The sequence below is a fragment of the Listeria sp. Marseille-Q6474 genome, assembly GCF_946902005.1.
GTDB lineage: Bacteria > Bacillota > Bacilli > Lactobacillales > Listeriaceae > Listeria > Listeria innocua.
Window position 1 is genome coordinate 1729547 of sequence record NZ_CAMPPS010000001.1, and the last position, 16072, is coordinate 1745618.

Here is a 16072-nt window from a genome sequence, read left to right on the forward strand (position 1 = left end):
AACATGAAGATTGATACACAAAAAATCGTTAATTTCGCGATTGAAGGGGTGGAAAAATTCCTGCAAGAAAACCCTGAGTTAACATATTATGCTTTTGCATTCGATTGTAATGCTGAATATGCGGAAATCAATTTATGCGTAAATACGGAAGAAGCTTTTGCTGAAATACTGGCATATTATCAAAGTGGCAAGTATGGTGAAAACTATCAAACGGAAGAAAATATTCAAGACTTGAAATTTAATACAGGCGACTGGAAATACCAATGTTTTGATACATTTTATGTTTTTACTGAAGAAGAACTGAGCGAGATATTTAATAAAATATACCCTAATGAAGTCGATGATGATTATCAAGCATGGAAAGCATTTGTAAATGAGCTGCTAGATGCTTTTACAGAAAGTATAATTCAATTTTCGGAGACAAAAACCTTCCAAAAAATCAATAAAACAGCGGATTTTAAATTTTTCTGTATAGATCATGACGAAGAATTAGCGGATTCAATGACGCGAATGCAACTTTTTCAAAAAAAATAAGCCATCAAAAAAGGGATTTTGCTAAAAAGCCGAATCCCTTTTTTGTGTGACTAAAGTCCTTTAAACCCAATCCCCATCAATTTTTCCGTATCCTTAAAACGTTTCTCCGCAGTATCCGCATCCAAAACAATTGAAATAACACGCTTTCCATCGCGCTTTGCTGTTCCGATAAAGCAATAACCAGCTTCATCCGTAAAACCAGTTTTCAGTCCATCTAAACCTTGTATTGAACCGATAGAGTCATTGGTTGATTCAAGGGTTGCTCCTTCTTCGGTTATGATGCTAGATTTGGAAGTTGTCTCTAACACTTCAGGATGAGTGGAAATTAATTTAGATGATAGCAAAAATAAATCCTTTGTGGTAGAAACAGCCATTTTACCGTCAACATCGAGTCCGCTGGCACTGACAAATTTGGTTTTACTCGATAATCCTAATTTTTTAGCTTCATTATTCATTTTTTGGGGGAAATTAGCATCATCTAAACGGTTGCCTAGTGTCTCTGCGGCATCATTTGCTGACATAACGAGCATAGCGCTATATAAATCCCTGACTGACCATGTTCTTTTTTGTGTAATTGCGTAAAGTGAAACCGCGGAAGGATCATCCAGACGAATGAGATCTAACTCCTCATCCCAAGATAATTTTTTGTTATCCACAGCCTCAAGTACTAAAAACGCCGTCATTAATTTTGTTAAACTCGCGATTGGCATAACTTTATCGGCATTTTTTTCGTAAAACGCCTTACCATTTTCGGTCGAATAAACCGCAGCGGCATTTGCTGATAAGTATACATTCGGTTGCTTCGTGGAACACGCTGAGAGTAGTAATAGCCCCATTAGTAGTATCCATGTTAGCTTATGTAGTTTCATTATTTCTCCTCCTTTTGACTTTAGTATAGAGTAAAAGAGTTGAGTTAAATCCAAGGAAGTGGAAGGATATGTTAAAGCTTTAACGAGAAAATTTAAGTTTTCTTAACTAGTAGAGATAAAACTATTGTTATTCACATGTGGATAAGTTAAAATAGTAGGGATGAATTTTTATTAATGGTTTTTCTGTGGATATGTTAATAAATCTATGGATAACCTTCAAAATACTAACAATTTAATTGCTTTGGTCAAAGCGGAGCGTAAGTTGTTGAAAATGCACAAAATCACGTGCCAAAATTTATTCAAAATAGGATAAGGCTTATTTGAGCTGAACTTCTAATGAGAAAGGATGAGTAAAGAATGGAATTTGATACTATTGCTGCAATCTCAACACCGCCGGGAGAAGGGGCCATTGCTATTATTAGATTAAGCGGTCCAGAGGCGATTCAGATAGCGGATCGTATTTTTTATGCCAAAAATAGCTTAAGTGAAGCAGAAAGTCACACAATTCACTACGGTCATATAAAAGAAGACGGCGAAGTAATTGAGGAAGTAATGGTCACGGTTATGCGTGCTCCGCGTACTTTTACACGAGAAGATGTGGTGGAAATAAATGCACATGGCGGAATCGTTTCGGTCAATCGCGTCTTGCAACTATTACTAAGAAATGGTGCCAATTTAGCTGAACCAGGTGAATTCACAAAGCGGGCATTTTTAAATGGAAGAATTGATTTATCGCAAGCAGAGGCTGTGATGGACTTAATTCGCGCCAAGACAGACCGGGCGATGGGTGTGGCAATTAGACAAATGGACGGGAATCTTTCACGGTTGATTCGCAATTTGCGCCAAGAAATTTTGGATGCATTAGCGCAAGTCGAAGTAAATATCGACTATCCGGAGTACGATGATGTAGAGGAAATGACCCAGCGAATGCTACTGGAGAAAACAGAGCTAGTTCGCGCTTCCGTCGAGCAACTTTTACAAACAGCAAGCCAAGGGAAAATTCTACGTGAAGGCCTTGCAACAGCCATTATCGGTCGACCAAATGTCGGGAAATCATCCTTGCTTAACCAACTAATTCAAGAAGAAAAAGCGATTGTCACAGATATTGCTGGGACGACGCGAGATATTATAGAAGAATACGTCAATGTTCGCGGCGTACCACTGCGTTTGATTGATACAGCTGGAATTCGTGAGACAGAAGATATTGTGGAAAAAATTGGTGTAGAACGTTCAAGAAAAGCCTTGGCGGATGCCGATTTTATCCTGCTAGTATTAAATCAAAACGAAGAGCTGACAGTGGAAGATGAAGCGTTATTTGAAGCAGCTGCGGGTCATAATTATGTGGTCGTTTTAAATAAAACAGATTTGGAAACAAAGCTTGATATAGATAGAGTTCGTGAACTTGCGGGAGAAAATCCAATTGTCTCTACTTCGCTAGTAAACGATGAAGGTTTAGAGGCTTTGGAAGAAGCAATTAAAACACTATTTTTTGCTGGTGATATTGATGCGGGTGATGCAACTTATGTCTCGAACGTTCGACACATTGCGCTCCTTCATCAAGCACTTGAAGCTTTAAATGGCGTTACAACAGGGATTCAGCTCGGCATGCCAGTGGATATTGTCCAGATTGATATGACTCGTGCATGGGATTTACTAGGTGAAATTACTGGTGATTCTGTCCAGGATGAATTACTCGATCAGTTGTTCAATCAATTTTGCCTTGGAAAATGATTTTTTAGGAGATGTTTTTATAAAATGCAAACCTATGATGCAGGAACTTTTGACGTCATCGTTGTTGGTGCAGGCCATGCGGGAGTAGAAGCAGGTCTTGCCAGTGGTCGAATGGGCGCCAAAACGCTGATGTTAACGATAAATTTAGATATGGTCGCTTTTATGCCATGTAATCCTTCTGTTGGAGGCCCAGCAAAAGGAGTAGTTGTGCGCGAAATTGATGCACTTGGCGGAGAAATGGGCCGTAATACAGACAAAACTTACATTCAAATGCGGATGCTAAATACAGGTAAAGGTCCCGCTGTTCGCGCATTACGTGCCCAAGCAGACAAATGGGATTACCAACACGAAATGAAACACACAATTGAAAAAGAAGAAAATATCACTTTGCGCCAAGGTCTTGTTGACCGTTTAGTGATTGAAGATGGCGTGTGTAAAGGCGTTATTACAAACAGTGGCGCAATTTACTACGCGAAAACAGTCGTTATTACTACCGGAACTTTCTCACGTGGCGAAATTATTGTCGGTGAACTGCGCTATTCAAGCGGTCCAAACAACCAACAACCATCTGTGAAACTTTCAGAGCACTTGGAAGAACTAGGTTTTGAACTGCGCCGCTTTAAAACAGGAACACCACCGCGTGTAAAATCAAGTACGATTGACTATTCAAAAACAGAAGAACAACCGGGTGACGATCATCCGCGCGCATTTAGTTTTGATACAGTAGAAATGATGCTAGAACAATTACCGTGTTGGTTAACTTATACAAACGAAACCACTCACGAAATAATCCAAGCAAATTTACACCGTTCACCAATGTTTACAGCAACGAAAAAAGGCACTGGCGCAAGATATTGCCCGTCCATTGAAGATAAAATTGTTCGTTTCAGCGACAAACCAAGACACCAAATCTTCCTTGAACCAGAAGGCAAAAACACCGAAGAAGTATATGTCCAAGGTCTTTCCACCAGTTTGCCAGAAGAAGTGCAACGCGAAATGCTAAGAACTATTCCGGGACTTGAAAATGTAGAAATGATGCGTGTTGGCTACGCTATCGAATATGATGCAGTTATGCCAGACCAACTGTGGCCATCACTTGAAACTAAATTAGTTGAAGGACTTTTCACAGCCGGCCAAATTAATGGTACAAGTGGTTACGAAGAAGCAGCCGGACAAGGCTTAATGGCAGGAATCAACGCAGCACGCAAAGTTTTTGAAAAAGAACCAGTTATCCTCGGTCGCGATCAAGCTTATATCGGCGTTTTAATTGACGATTTAGTAACAAAAGGAACCGAAGAACCATATCGTTTACTTACATCTCGCGCCGAATACCGTTTACTATTACGTCATGATAATGCAGATTTACGTTTAACAGAAATCGGTCACGAAATCGGCTTAATTAGCGACGAACGTTATGAACGCTTTTTAGCAAAACAAAGAGCGATTGAAGCAGAAAAAGAAAGACTACAAAAAACACGCATTAAACCAACTGCTGAAGTTCAAGCAATGCTAAAAGAAATCGGCTCAGGTGAACTAAAAGACGGAATTCTAGCAGCAGATTTACTTCGCCGCCCAGAAATAACTTACGACAAAATCGCCCAAATTGTTTCACGTGAAACATTTGTGACCGACGAAATCGCTGAACAAGTAGAAATTCAAATTAAATACGAAGGCTACATCCAAAAATCAAACCTTCAAGTAGAAAAAATGAAACGCATGGAAGACAAAAAAATCCCAGAAAACATCGATTATGATGCAATCAGCGGCCTCGCAACAGAAGCCCTAGAAAAATTAAAGAAAATCGAACCCCTTTCCATCGCCCAAGCTAGCCGTATCAGCGGGGTAAACCCAGCCGATATATCTATATTGCTAGTTTACATCGAGCAAGGGAAGATAGCGAAAATAAGTAAATAAGAACACGGATTACTATAATAACTGAAACCACATGTTCACGGAAACTTCAAACTTGCCGTTTAAGTTGAAAGTTTCCGTTGAATAATGTGGTTTTTTCTTGTTTTTAATTAAGGTAGAATGGGATTGCATAGAAGAAGACATACTGCAGAGGTGAATGTGTGAAAAAGAGAGGGATAATACTATTTGGAATTGCAATAATGATTATTTTTGGTTTAGGGGTAAAATTTTATATGGATGAAGAGAAATTAAATAAAGAAATGTTGAAAGTAGTCTATAGTGATGAAGCGAAAAGCGTTTTTAAAAATGGGTTGAAAAATTTGGATGCTAAAGCATTGACTGGGAATGGTGTAATTAACACATATGAAATTGATGAGAAAAGTATCAAACAAAACCCTATGGGAGGAATAAATGTTACTTTGCATGTTAATGGAGATTCTGAGTTATATGTTTTTTTTACATTGAATAAAGCTGATGATAAAAAACTAATTGATGATGGTGGCGGAAATTCTGCAAAATTAGAAAAATTATTAGACAACTAAGAAAATAAAAACAGAGGTGAAGGTTTGAAAAAGAGATGGATAGTACTATTTGGAATTGCAATAATGATTATTTTTGGTCTAGGGATAAAATTTTATATGGATGAAGAGAAATTAAATAAAGAAATGATAAAAATAGTCTATAGTGATGAAGCAAAACAAGTATTCGAAAAAAGATTAACAAATCTGGATGCAAAAGCATTTACTAAAGAAGGCATAATTCAATCGTACAAAATTGATGAGGGAAGCATAGAATCTAATCCAATGGGCGGGATAGAAGTTGCGTTAATAATAAATAATAATACAGAAATGAATGTATCATATACTATGAGCAATTCTAATGGAGAATTAAGTGGTGGTGCGTCAGTTGTATCTGAAAAGCTTTCTAAACTATTAGGTCGTTGGGAACAAGAATGATTTTGATTAAATAATTACCAAAAACTGAAAAAAAGTGGAAACTTCTAACATGTATAAGATTGACCTACAAATAAAAAGTCATACAACAGAGGTGAAGGTTTGAAAAAGAGATGGATAATACTATTTGGAATTGTAATAATGATTATTTTTGGTTTAGGGGTAAAATTTTATATGGATGAAGAGAAATTAAATAAAGAAATGAAGCAAGTGGTTTATAGTGATGAAGCAAAAGAAGTATTCGAAAAGAGGCTGACAAACTTGGATGCAAAAGCATTCACGAAAGAAGGTATAATTCAATCATATGAAATTAATAAAGAAAGTATAGAGAGAAATCCAATGGGAGGAATAAATGTTACTTTAATTATAAATAAGGATTTAGAGTGGTATATTACCTATACTTTAGGAAAACAGAACGGCAAATTAGACGGTGGTGGCGCTAGCATATCTAAAGACCTTACAAAGAAATTAGAACTTAAAGGGAGTTAAGATAGTCCAGCCAATACTAACTAAGAAATTAAACAAACTTTAAAAGACTGAAAAAAAAGAAAGTGAAAATTTCTAACATGTGATAAAATAGACCTACAAATAAAAATCATACAACAGAGGTGAAAAGTTGAAAAAGAGATGGATAATAGTAGTAGCAATTACAGTAATAACCATTTTTGGTTTAGGGGTGAAATTCTATATGGATGAAGAGAGATTAAATAAAGAAATGATGAATATAGTTTATAGTGATGAAGCGAAAAATGCTTTTTACACAGACTTAAAAGATTTAGATACAAAAGCATTTACTGAAGAAGGCGTAATTCAATCATATGAAATTTATGAAAAAAGCATTAATCACAATCCTATGGGAGGTATTAATGTTACAGTAATCATAAACGAAAATCCAGAATTGTATATAAAATACACTTTGGATAAATTTAATGGCAAATTAGAGTGTGGAAGCGCAAGTATAGCTGGAAAACTTTCCAAGCTGTTAGGTCGTTGGGAGGAATATTAATGAGTCTACCGAATAACGATTACGAAAGAATGAAACTGGCGCGAAAAGAGTATGATGATCTATACCTTACAGAAGAAGTAACTATCTCAAAAAACAATGAAGAAAGGAAGTCAATCGGAATCGTATCCCAAACAATCAACAACAAAGCAGCCGGACAGCAAACCTATATCATCACAGAAAAATACACGCCACCCACAGCTTCCCATACTGAGAGAAGCAAAGTAAAAGAGTTAACAATTCTTTACAGAGGTTCCACTGCGCCCACTCTGGCAAGTGGTCTTACGCCGTTTCATAAGGATAGTCTTGATGTGTGGACGGATTGGGGCTTAAATGATATTCCAACCGCAATCCAAATTACACATGGCGGAGGATCCACAGTAACACCCCAACTAAAATCCTCCTCAGAAACCTTAAAACAAACAATGAAACTCTACCCAAACGCCCAAATCTATGTATACGGCCATTCTTTAGGATCCATGAACGCCCAGTACGCTATCGCAGACTTAGATAAAAAAGACATCAAACGCATCAGCGGCGGTTTCTTCTACCAAGGTCCGAATATCTACTCCAACCTAACGCCAAAACAACAAGACACAGTAAAAGCAATAAACGCTTTAGATAGATTATTTAATTTTATTGATAGGAAGGATTATGTGGCAATTGGTTATGGTATTGGAGACCCGACAATTGGTCATTTAATAGAGGTTGAGTCGAAAAAAGCTGGTTTGGTTGAGCGGCATATGTGGGGTGGTTATCAGTTTGACAAAGAAGGAAACATCCTAACAAATAAAGAAGGCAGCCTTCAATTAGCCAAATACGCAACAGCTCAACAATTAGCAGCAATCAACATCATGCGAACCAGTTTTACAAAAAGCGGTGGTGGCTTATCCTCATCCGAAGAAATATTCTTGGATGCAGCGGAAGCACTAGCAATTACGCAAGGGATGAAACAAACGATTCAAGGCGAAATTAGAGCTTTAAAAGATGTTTTTGATAAAGAAATCGAGAATGCTGAAGAGTTGTGGCGCGATACGCTTTCAGATGCAAGGGATATCGGCTCCAATCTATCTGAGTCAGAAATACTCGCCGCCCTTGCTTGGGGCGGGGCGACTGAGCCGAAAATTGTGATAGACACAGTGCAAGATTGCGAAAAATCCTTAGTCGAAGCAACCAAGATAGAGCAAGAATATGATAAATTACTAGAACAAATCAACGAAGCGATAAAAAGCCAGCTAAAAACCGACCAAGAATTAGCCAAACAGATAGGGAGCATGTATGGATAAACAAAGACAACTACTGCTAAAACTAGAAAATTTGGACGATGAGTTTAATAGAAAAAGACGTCAATTGGATGAAGCGATGGACGATGCATCCCAAGAAAAATGGCGGTTTCACCAAGAACTAGAAAACCTTTCTGAACAAATCAGGTACATCCATCAAAAAAGAGCTTACGAAACATCTGAAGACTTGCAAAAAGCCTACCATTTAATCAGTTCTATCCAAGAAGAAGGCGATTGGACAGTAAAAAACACTTTAACAAAACTAGAAAATGAACACGAAGAGCATCAAGCACTTTATAAGAAACAAGCGAATTCTTATGAAGAAGAACTACATCAGCTAAAAAAGGATCGTGATCTATAACATGATAGATAAACTAAAAGCAGAATTATTAGAGTCACGCAGAAATCTAGAAAAAAATCTTATTGGGATGTTTGTGGCGAGTCAAACTCATGCAACATCAGAAAATCGCAAACGGATGTTAAAAATGATCAAGCGGGACAAAATAGCCGATATCAAAAGCAATTGTCAGGGTTACATAGATGGACTTTCCACCACAGCAAAAGGAAAATGGGTAAATCAAGCCAAAAAAAGTTTTAAAGAGAATGCCAACAAGTTTGATAATTGTTAAACGTAATACGAGCTTGCTAAATAGCACGAAAATATTTATACTTGAAAATAATGAGCTAAAAATATAGAAAATCAACGGTACAAGCCTGTTTAAAAGTATAAACCAAACCCGTCTATCATCCTAAACACGGCAAAAATCGCGAAAATAAAGTGAGGAAAAAATATGAATCCAGAGCAATTCCAAATGGCGCTCGCTGAAAAAGGAATAGAACTAAGCGACGACCAAATGAAACAATTCCATGATTACTTCGAAATGTTAGTAGACTGGAATGAAAAAATGAATTTAACAGCTATTACCGACGAAAAAGAAGTATATTTAAAGCACTTTTACGATTCTATTTCTGCCGCGTTTTATGTAGACTTTACTAAATTCGATACTATTTGTGATGTCGGGGCTGGCGCTGGTTTTCCAAGTCTCCCAATTAAAATCTGCTTCCCACATCTAAAAGTAAGCATCGTAGACTCCTTGAAAAAACGCATGACTTTCCTTGACGCGCTAGCAGAAAAATTAGGCCTAACCGATGTGCATTTCTACCATGATCGCGCCGAAACATTTGGGCAAAACAAAGCGCACCGCGAAAAATACGACCTTGTAACCGCACGTGCCGTAGCAAGAATGAGCGTATTATCCGAACTGTGCATGCCACTTGTAAAAAAAGGCGGTTCATTCCTAGTAATGAAAGCAGCCCAAGCCGAACAAGAGCTGCAAACAGCCGAAAAAGCCATCAAACTATTCGGCGGAAAAGTCGAGGAACATTTCGCTTTCGCATTACCAGTAGAAGAAAGCGAACGAAACATCTACGTCATCACTAAAACAAAAGAAACCCCTAATAAATATCCGCGCAAACCCGGAACACCCAACAAATTACCAATCGAATAAACTAACAAAGTCCTTTCAAACGAAAGGACTTTTTATTTTTAACAGCAACGTCATTTTTTAAAGCTAGTTTCCATAAGCAACCACACCCAAATATGAAAATCATTTTCATTTAATCGATATTGATAAAATCATTTTCTTATGATATAGTCTGTTTGAAAACGCATACTTTACACTGAAACACAGTATAGAGGAGGAGTATCAGTGGGTAATTCTGTTATGGAAAAAATTAAAGGCGGGTTAGTGGTTTCCTGCCAAGCTCTAGAAGACGAACCACTTCATAGTGCATTTATTATGTCGAAAATGGCTCTGGCCGCAGTTCAAGGTGGTGCTGTTGGTATCCGAGCAAATACCGCAAAAGATATTCGGGCAATTCAAAGCGAGGTGGATGTCCCAATGATCGGTATTTACAAAAAAGATTACGATGATTCCGACGTATTTATCACACCAACCTTAAAAGAAGTCAGAGAAATATGTGAAACGGGAGCAGAAATTGTTGCGATGGATGCGACAACGAGACAAAGACCACATAACGAAGACCTCAAAGACATACTAAGCGCCATTCGAAAAGAGTTTCCAAACACGCTTTTCATGGCAGACACAGGCAGTATTGAAGACGTTTATTACGCTGATTCCCTTGGCTTTGACTTAATTGGCACGACACTTTACGGCTATACCGAGGAAACAGCGAATAAAAATATCAGCGACGACGATTTTTCCCATATGAAAGAAGTATTGAAAAGTACGAAGCGCCCAGTAATTGCAGAAGGGAAAATCGATTCGCCTAGTAAAGCACGACAAGTTCTTACGTTAGGTTGTTATGCCGTCGTTGTTGGCGGCGCAGTAACTCGGCCACAGGAAATAACCACCCGCTTTACAAATGAAATTAAAAAAATCTAAGAAGAAAGAGGTAAGTGACATGACAAAGCAAATCAAAGTTGGCGTAATTGGTGTTGGACAAATGGGGCAGTATCATGCAGAAATTTATCAAAAACTTCCGCAAGTTGAGTTAGTGGCAATTTGTGAGTTTAACGATGAAAGACGCGCAGAAATGGCAGAAAAATTTCAGTGTAAAGCATATAAAGACTACCACGAACTCCTAGCAAATACTGAGATTGAAGCTGTGAGCATTGTTTTACCTGATAATATGCACCGTGATTGTGTGGAGGAAGCTGTAAAACACAAAAAACATATTTTACTTGAAAAACCACTTGCAAAAGAACTAGAAGATGGCAAAGCAATGTATGAACTGACAAAAGACTACGATAAAGTATTTACAGTTGGATTTTTACTCAGATTTGATCCTCGTTTCAATATGATTAAACAGCGCCTCGATAACGGCGAATTAGGCGATATTATTCATCTTTATTGTCGTCGTAACAGCCCAATTACTGGACCAAAGCGTTACATAGGTGCTTCTGATTTAAGTATGCACGTAATGATTCACGATATTGATTATATTAACTGGTACATGGATAGCGAGCCAGTCAAAGTTATCGCCAAAAGCCGCAGTGTTTTACTTAAAGAATACGGCATGAATGACGTAATCTATGCCATTGTTACGTACGAAAATGGCGCAATTGCTTGTCTTGAAGCTTGCTGGGTGCTACCAGAAAACTCGCCAACCATCATTGACGACAAACTTGAATTAGTCGGAACAAAAGGCGTAGCATATGTAGACTCATGTGATCACGGCGTTCGTTTTGTTAGTGAAAAAGGGGTGTCTTATCCGGATTCAAGACACTGGTATTATACAAATGGCGAAGTTTCCGGCGATTTGGCAGAAGAAGTGATGGCATTTATTAATAACGTTGCGAATAACACAAAATCAATCATTACACCAAAAGAAGCGTATGATTCCTTACGAGTAGTAGATGCGATTGAACGTTCCATTGCTGAAGGAAAAGAAGTATCACTATAAAATAGCGCCACACATATGATTGGAGGGGGAAATATGTCTATTCGGGTACATGTACAGAAGTTTGGGAGTAAGCTAAGTGGTATGGTCATTCCGAATTTGGGAGCTTTTATGGCTTGGGGGATTTTAACGGCGATTGGGGTCGCAACAGGCTCTGAGATGTTAAAAGGCTTTATCGCACCAATGCTTAATTACTTGTTACCACTGCTTATTGCCTTTGCTGGAGGTCGAGCGGTTCACGGTTACCGAGGAGGAGTTATTGGTACCGTTGCAACAATGGGAGCAATTATTAGTTCGGATATAACCATGTTTATCGGCGCAATGATAATGGGTCCGCTTGCTGCTTGGGTACTTAAAAAATTTGATGAACGTATTGATGGAAAAATTCCAGCTGGATTTGAACTATTAGTTAACAACTTTTCGATTGGGATAATTGGAGCGGGATTAGCACTATTTTCTTATGTGGCAATTGCTCCAATGGTCGAAGCTGTAACAAAAGTATTAGCAAGTGGCGTGGATGTGTTAATTAACAATCATTTGCTCCCACTAACGGCTTTAATTATTGAGCCAGCTAAAGTCTTATTTTTAAACAATGCGATCGGTCAAGGTATTCTTAGTCCGCTAGCAACCTTGCAACTCGCCGAAACAGGAAAATCGGTGCTTTACTTACTAGAATCAAATCCTGGACCAGGTCTTGGAATTTTACTCGGTTATATGTTCTTTGGTAAAGGAAACTCCAAAGCATCTTCCTACGGGGCAAGTGTTATTCACCTATTTGGTGGTATTCACGAAATTTACTTCCCATTCGTTTTAATGAATCCAATTCTTATTTTACCGCTAATTCTTGGTGGGATGACAGGAACATTTATTTTAACAATGACAAATGCGGGACTTGTTGGTGTGGCCTCTCCTGGTAGTATTATCACAATCATGATGATGGCAGCACCCGGCGATCATATTAAAATCATTATCGCGGTGCTATGTGCGGCGCTTGTTACATTCATTACCGCCATACCATTTATTAAACGCATGGGGAACAAAGATTCAGAACTACAAGACGCGGCGAAGAAAATGGAAGGTCTTAAAGGCAAAAAAAGTAGCATTTCCTCTGTTTTCGAAACTCCAGTAGATGATTTTAATTTTAAAAATGTTAAAAGAATCGCTTATGCTTGCGATGCTGGGCTTGGATCCAGTGCGATGGGCGCGACCGTGCTGCAGAAAAAAATCAAAAACGCTGGCTTAGACGATATTAAAGTGTTCCACATCGCCATCCACGAATTGCCGACCGAATGCGATGTGGTCGTGACGCATAAATCCCTTATCGACCGAGCCAAAGAAAAGCAACCAGATGCGTATTATGTGGAAATAACGGATTACCTCGGCGCACCAGAATATCAAGAACTAATAGATAAAATAGTTGCAGACCGAGAACAAAAGAATTAACTTATTTGTAAGCGCTTCTTTTTAGGAGCGCTTTGAATAGTAAAGTGGGTAGGAGGAAAATGATGTTAAAAGCAGTTGTAATGGATTTTGATGGAATTGTTATTGATACAGAAGTAGTTTGGTACGAAATTTTTAAAGATTGGTTTAAAACAAAACAACATTATGATCTTTCTATTGAGGAATTTTTACAGTGCGTCGGATCTAATGTGGACGATTTATTCCGTGAATTAAATGAGACGCAGCAAATGGATATTAATCGCCAAGTATTCGAAGCAGAAACACAAGCAACTTTCATTGAAAATAGTAAAAGCTTACCAGCCAAAGAAGGCGTGGAAAGTTTTATTCGTGGATTAAAAGAGCGCGGCTTAAAGTTAGCGCTTGCGACATCATCGCAGCGACCAAAACCGCTCTATCATTTGGAACGACTAGGTTTACTCGAATATTTTGACGCAATTATTACAGCCGAGGATGTTACACGAATTAAGCCGGAACCAGATTTATTTTTAGAAGCTTTAAGAGCGCTTAATGTAAAACCCTCGGAGGCGCTTATCGTAGAAGACTCGCGCAATGGCCTTTTGGCGGGGAATAGTGCAGGTGTAAATGTTCTTGTCATCCCAAATGAAGTAACGAAACATAGCGATTTAACGCCGAATTATATGGAACGAGAGTCGCTGGCGGATGTAGATTTAACAGAAATAATAGCTAAATATAATAAATAAGGGGGCACGAGCATGTTATTGGACCGAGTAACTTTGGAAGATATTGAGGTAAATTTAAAAGCAAAAGATTGGCGTGAAGCCATCCAAACGTCCGCGAGACTTCTACTAGAGCGAGGTGCCATCAAAGAAAGCTATATCGACGGAATGATTCAAAGTGTAGAAAATAATGGACCATATATAGTGATTGCTAAACATATCGCCCTAGCACATACGCGACCAGAATTTGGCGTCATTCGCGGCGGTTTAACCTTCGCAACACTTGCTGACGGCGTGGATTTTGGGAGTGAAATGTTCGACCCAGTGAAACTAATTATTACGCTCGCGGCAACAGATTCAGAAAGCCATTTAGAAGTATTGTCGGAGCTTGCTGAAGTACTCATGGACGAGGAAAAAGTAGCTCGTTTGATTGCAGCGAACTCAGAGCAGGCATTTTACGAGGAGTTAACAAAAGAAGGATAATAATTTCACTAAAGAGGTGAAGAAATGGAAAATTATCTTTGTGTTGATATTGGCGGAACTAGTATTAAATATGCCAAGTTTAACCAAGCAGGCAAGCGGATAGGTGAGCTTATGTCTTGTGCGACCCCTATAAGCGACGGAGCGAATCAAATCATGCCGGCGCTTATTCAGATTGTCGAACAGGAAAAAACGGGCATAGCGGGCGTCTGTGTTGCTTCAGCGGGTGTTGTAGATCCTCTGAACGGCAATATCATTTATGCGGGCTATACAATTCCCGAATACACAGGGACAGAAATAAAAGCAGAATTAGAGCACCGATTTAACCTTCCGTGCGCAGTAGAAAATGACGTAAACGCGGCCTGTCTTGGCGAGTTTTGGTTAGGCGGAGCACGGGGACGAACGAGCGTGCTCTGTTTGACAATTGGTACTGGTATCGGTGGAGCAATGCTTTTAAATGATGAACTAATAAATGGCTACTCTTTTACAGCGTGTGAAGTGGGCTATATGCAGCTTTCGCAAGGAAAATTCCAAGATGTGGCTTCAACAAAAGCATTAATTAAACAAGTTGCCTCGCGAAAAAATATCGAGGAAAATGCGTTAAATGGTCGTCAAATCATGGAATGGGCTTATAGCGGAGATGCGGTTGTGCTGACCGAAATAGAGCAATGGATTGAGAATTTAGTCGAAGGTGTAGTAAACTTAATCTATATTTTCAACCCAGAAGTGATTGTGCTTGGTGGGGGATTAATGGAAGAAGAGTCATTCTTCAAACCTCGCCTAAAAAAAGCTATTTCAGCTAAATTAATCTCACCAATGTTCGATACAGCAGATCTTACTTTCGCAAAGCTGGGAAATGAAGCAGGGATGATTGGTGCGCTCTATCATTTCTTAAACCAGAAAGAGGCCAAAAAAGATGACGATTTTAAATGAAATTCAGCAAAATTACAATCGATTACCGAATAAAGAAAAGCAAATCGCGAAATATATTTTAGAAAAAAGTGATGAACTCAAGAATATTAATATTAAAGAGCTAGCTGAAGAAACCGGCACATCCATTTCGACGATAACGAGATTTTGTCGCCATGTGCGTTGTGATAGTTTTGTGGATTTGAAAATGCGGGTTAATACGGCAGCGACAATGGTTCCGTCACTTGGTTATGATGACCTTTTTGAAGAGGTTTATTCGTTTTACCATAAAGTGATTGATAATACGGTGAAGCTGATTGAACCAGCGAAGATTCGTGAAGTGGTGCAGTATATTCAAGAAGCTAAGCGTGTCTATATTTGCGGCGTCGGAAGTTCGGGGCTCACAGCTGTTGAGATGTCACAGCGACTTATTCGGATGGGGTTAAATGTTATTAGTGTTAACGATCCGCATATGATGATTATCACCAGCTCGATTACAACAAAAGAAGATTTCGTTATCGGTATTTCCAATTCAGGGAATACCCCAGAGCTAGTCACGGCGCTAAAAATCGCTAAGAAAAACAAAAGTAAAGTAGCTACATTTACAAGTTTTGAAAATAGTGAAATGACCGAAATCAGCGACGTAACTATCCCGGTTTACAATACTTTATTCGTAAGTAAAAGATATTTTGCCAACAGCCAGTTTTCGATAATGTATGTGATGGACATTATTTCGATGATGCTACTACAAAATGAATCTTACCGAGAAAATATGGAAAAAACTATCAATACGGTAACGGACGAATTTCATTAAGATAAATTAGGAAAATAGATGGAA

General features: G+C 38.5%; 19 protein-coding genes. 18 read left to right on the forward strand and 1 reads right to left on the reverse strand.

Annotation, left to right across the window (positions count from 1 at the left end; all coding sequences use genetic code 11):
* The first annotated feature begins 3 nt into the window (after positions 1 to 3).
* Positions 4 to 534, forward strand: coding sequence for a DUF4303 domain-containing protein (locus tag OC533_RS08620; protein WP_194323883.1), 531 nt, complete (start codon positions 4 to 6; stop codon positions 532 to 534).
* 50 nt (positions 535 to 584) lie between these two features.
* On the opposite strand, the gene OC533_RS08625 is transcribed toward OC533_RS08620, so the two are convergent.
* Complete coding sequence (locus OC533_RS08625) at positions 585 to 1403, reverse strand: D-alanyl-D-alanine carboxypeptidase PBPD2 (protein ID WP_194323885.1); 819 nt, start codon at positions 1401 to 1403, stop codon at positions 585 to 587.
* A gap of 357 nt (positions 1404 to 1760) precedes the next feature.
* Here OC533_RS08625 and mnmE point away from each other — a divergent pair, with 357 nt between their 5' ends.
* The 17 genes from mnmE to OC533_RS08710 all read left to right on the forward strand — a co-directional run bounded on the left by mnmE (position 1761) and on the right by OC533_RS08710 (position 16048).
* A complete protein-coding gene (gene mnmE, locus OC533_RS08630) occupies positions 1761 to 3134 on the forward strand; it encodes a tRNA uridine-5-carboxymethylaminomethyl(34) synthesis GTPase MnmE (protein WP_003725840.1) in 1374 nt (457 codons plus the stop codon).
* 24 nt (positions 3135 to 3158) lie between these two features.
* Positions 3159 to 5048: a tRNA uridine-5-carboxymethylaminomethyl(34) synthesis enzyme MnmG gene (mnmG, locus tag OC533_RS08635; RefSeq protein WP_033533759.1), complete on the forward strand. Its 1890-nt coding sequence runs from the start codon at positions 3159 to 3161 to the stop codon at positions 5046 to 5048.
* Positions 5049 to 5206: 158 nt separating this feature from the next.
* Positions 5207 to 5587, forward strand: coding sequence for a DUF1310 domain-containing protein (locus OC533_RS08640; protein ID WP_194323887.1), 381 nt, complete (start codon positions 5207 to 5209; stop codon positions 5585 to 5587).
* A 24-nt stretch (positions 5588 to 5611) separates the two neighbouring features.
* Complete coding sequence (locus OC533_RS08645; protein WP_070752200.1) at positions 5612 to 6001, forward strand: DUF1310 family protein; 390 nt, start codon at positions 5612 to 5614, stop codon at positions 5999 to 6001.
* Positions 6002 to 6100: 99 nt separating this feature from the next.
* The gene (locus tag OC533_RS08650; RefSeq protein WP_194323889.1) at positions 6101 to 6487 is read left to right on the forward strand and encodes a DUF1310 domain-containing protein; all 387 of its coding nucleotides are present in this window, start codon (positions 6101 to 6103) and stop codon (positions 6485 to 6487) included.
* Between the two features lie 127 nt (positions 6488 to 6614).
* Positions 6615 to 7004: a DUF1310 domain-containing protein gene (locus OC533_RS08655; RefSeq protein WP_185484579.1), complete on the forward strand. Its 390-nt coding sequence runs from the start codon at positions 6615 to 6617 to the stop codon at positions 7002 to 7004.
* Complete coding sequence (locus tag OC533_RS08660; protein ID WP_194323891.1) at positions 7004 to 8287, forward strand: DUF2974 domain-containing protein; 1284 nt, start codon at positions 7004 to 7006, stop codon at positions 8285 to 8287. The genes OC533_RS08655 and OC533_RS08660 overlap by 1 nt, the downstream gene beginning before the upstream one ends.
* Complete coding sequence (locus OC533_RS08665) at positions 8280 to 8645, forward strand: hypothetical protein (protein WP_003772765.1); 366 nt, start codon at positions 8280 to 8282, stop codon at positions 8643 to 8645. The genes OC533_RS08660 and OC533_RS08665 overlap by 8 nt, the downstream gene beginning before the upstream one ends.
* Before the next feature lies 1 nt (position 8646).
* The gene (locus OC533_RS08670) at positions 8647 to 8913 is read left to right on the forward strand and encodes a hypothetical protein (RefSeq protein ID WP_003764445.1); all 267 of its coding nucleotides are present in this window, start codon (positions 8647 to 8649) and stop codon (positions 8911 to 8913) included.
* A gap of 162 nt (positions 8914 to 9075) precedes the next feature.
* Positions 9076 to 9792 (forward strand): 16S rRNA (guanine(527)-N(7))-methyltransferase RsmG, encoded by a 717-nt coding sequence (gene rsmG / locus OC533_RS08675; RefSeq protein WP_003772767.1) that lies wholly within the window; start codon positions 9076 to 9078, stop codon positions 9790 to 9792.
* 201 nt (positions 9793 to 9993) lie between these two features.
* Positions 9994 to 10689 (forward strand): N-acetylmannosamine-6-phosphate 2-epimerase, encoded by a 696-nt coding sequence (locus tag OC533_RS08680; protein ID WP_070752210.1) that lies wholly within the window; start codon positions 9994 to 9996, stop codon positions 10687 to 10689.
* Positions 10690 to 10708: 19 nt separating this feature from the next.
* A complete protein-coding gene (locus OC533_RS08685) occupies positions 10709 to 11710 on the forward strand; it encodes a Gfo/Idh/MocA family protein (RefSeq protein ID WP_033838374.1) in 1002 nt (333 codons plus the stop codon).
* A 33-nt stretch (positions 11711 to 11743) separates the two neighbouring features.
* Positions 11744 to 13150, forward strand: coding sequence for a PTS mannitol transporter subunit IICB (locus OC533_RS08690; RefSeq protein ID WP_194330363.1), 1407 nt, complete (start codon positions 11744 to 11746; stop codon positions 13148 to 13150).
* A gap of 62 nt (positions 13151 to 13212) precedes the next feature.
* Positions 13213 to 13869: an HAD family hydrolase gene (locus OC533_RS08695; RefSeq protein WP_194323894.1), complete on the forward strand. Its 657-nt coding sequence runs from the start codon at positions 13213 to 13215 to the stop codon at positions 13867 to 13869.
* A 12-nt stretch (positions 13870 to 13881) separates the two neighbouring features.
* Positions 13882 to 14328: a PTS sugar transporter subunit IIA gene (locus tag OC533_RS08700; RefSeq protein WP_003764438.1), complete on the forward strand. Its 447-nt coding sequence runs from the start codon at positions 13882 to 13884 to the stop codon at positions 14326 to 14328.
* A 24-nt stretch (positions 14329 to 14352) separates the two neighbouring features.
* The gene (locus OC533_RS08705) at positions 14353 to 15258 is read left to right on the forward strand and encodes an ROK family protein (RefSeq protein ID WP_010991452.1); all 906 of its coding nucleotides are present in this window, start codon (positions 14353 to 14355) and stop codon (positions 15256 to 15258) included.
* Positions 15242 to 16048, forward strand: a complete 807-nt coding sequence (locus tag OC533_RS08710; RefSeq protein ID WP_003772775.1) for a MurR/RpiR family transcriptional regulator — start codon at positions 15242 to 15244, stop codon at positions 16046 to 16048. The genes OC533_RS08705 and OC533_RS08710 overlap by 17 nt, the downstream gene beginning before the upstream one ends.
* Positions 16049 to 16072 lie beyond the last annotated feature (24 nt).

Coding starts and splice junctions, on each gene's coding strand:
- OC533_RS08685 (WP_033838374.1), top strand. CDS start 10,709: ATGACAAAGCAAATCAAAGTTGGCGTAATTGGTGTTGGACAAATGGGG.
- OC533_RS08695 (WP_194323894.1), top strand. CDS start 13,213: ATGTTAAAAGCAGTTGTAATGGATTTTGATGGAATTGTTATTGATACA.
- mnmG (WP_033533759.1), top strand. CDS start 3,159: ATGCAAACCTATGATGCAGGAACTTTTGACGTCATCGTTGTTGGTGCA.
- OC533_RS08700 (WP_003764438.1), top strand. CDS start 13,882: ATGTTATTGGACCGAGTAACTTTGGAAGATATTGAGGTAAATTTAAAA.
- OC533_RS08670 (WP_003764445.1), top strand. CDS start 8,647: ATGATAGATAAACTAAAAGCAGAATTATTAGAGTCACGCAGAAATCTA.
- OC533_RS08665 (WP_003772765.1), top strand. CDS start 8,280: ATGGATAAACAAAGACAACTACTGCTAAAACTAGAAAATTTGGACGAT.
- OC533_RS08705 (WP_010991452.1), top strand. CDS start 14,353: ATGGAAAATTATCTTTGTGTTGATATTGGCGGAACTAGTATTAAATAT.
- rsmG (WP_003772767.1), top strand. CDS start 9,076: ATGAATCCAGAGCAATTCCAAATGGCGCTCGCTGAAAAAGGAATAGAA.
- OC533_RS08660 (WP_194323891.1), top strand. CDS start 7,004: ATGAGTCTACCGAATAACGATTACGAAAGAATGAAACTGGCGCGAAAA.
- OC533_RS08710 (WP_003772775.1), top strand. CDS start 15,242: ATGACGATTTTAAATGAAATTCAGCAAAATTACAATCGATTACCGAAT.
- mnmE (WP_003725840.1), top strand. CDS start 1,761: ATGGAATTTGATACTATTGCTGCAATCTCAACACCGCCGGGAGAAGGG.
- OC533_RS08620 (WP_194323883.1), top strand. CDS start 4: ATGAAGATTGATACACAAAAAATCGTTAATTTCGCGATTGAAGGGGTG.
- OC533_RS08625 (WP_194323885.1), bottom strand. CDS start 1,403: ATGAAACTACATAAGCTAACATGGATACTACTAATGGGGCTATTACTA.
- OC533_RS08690 (WP_194330363.1), top strand. CDS start 11,744: ATGTCTATTCGGGTACATGTACAGAAGTTTGGGAGTAAGCTAAGTGGT.